The following is a 551-nucleotide window of genomic DNA, read 5'->3' as shown; positions in this document are numbered from 1 at the left end:
AAACCCTTGTCCGAGTTCATCGACACATAACCCATCGAGGTCGAGGTGGCGCCGGTGGCGACGGCCACGGTGGTGCCGACGGTGCCGGCCGAGTCGATCGCGCCTGCCGTGACCGAGGCCGATGCGCTGTTATTGGCCAGGGTAATGTTGTTACCGGCCGAATTGGTCAGCACCAGGCCATTATTGGTGTCGTTCAGCTTGGCGGTGACGCCGGTCTTGGACGAGACATCGTTAAAGGCGCTGACTGCCGATGCCAGGCCGGAAGCGTTCAGTGCGGCGCCGACGGTGAAGGTGACGTTGGCGGCGGTGCTGTTGTCGGAGGTGACAGCGAGCGAATACACGCCGGCGGCGGTCAGGGTCAGCGCTTCCTCGGTCTTGGCCTGGGCCGTCACGCCGGTGTTGGCGGTGGCGCCGTTGATGGTCGATGCCAGCGACTGTGCGGTATCGGTGGCGGTGACGGCGATGTTCGAGGTGGCCAGGCCTTGCAGGGCGAAGCTGCCGGCGGTGTAAGCGGTGCCGGTGGTGGCCAGGGTGGTCGGGGCCGCCGTCGA

1 protein-coding gene is annotated in these 551 nt (G+C 66.2%); it reads right to left on the bottom strand.

Annotation, left to right across the window (positions count from 1 at the left end; translation table 11 throughout):
• A partial coding sequence (locus tag PO883_RS34795) for a flagellin hook IN motif-containing protein (RefSeq protein WP_289313845.1) occupies window positions 1-551 on the bottom strand: 551 nt, incomplete at both ends.

Origin of the sequence: Massilia sp. DJPM01, assembly GCF_030348125.1 — a bacterium.
Lineage (GTDB): Bacteria > Pseudomonadota > Gammaproteobacteria > Burkholderiales > Burkholderiaceae_D > Telluria_A > Telluria_A frigida.
This window is presented reverse-complemented; position numbering and strand designations above follow the sequence as displayed.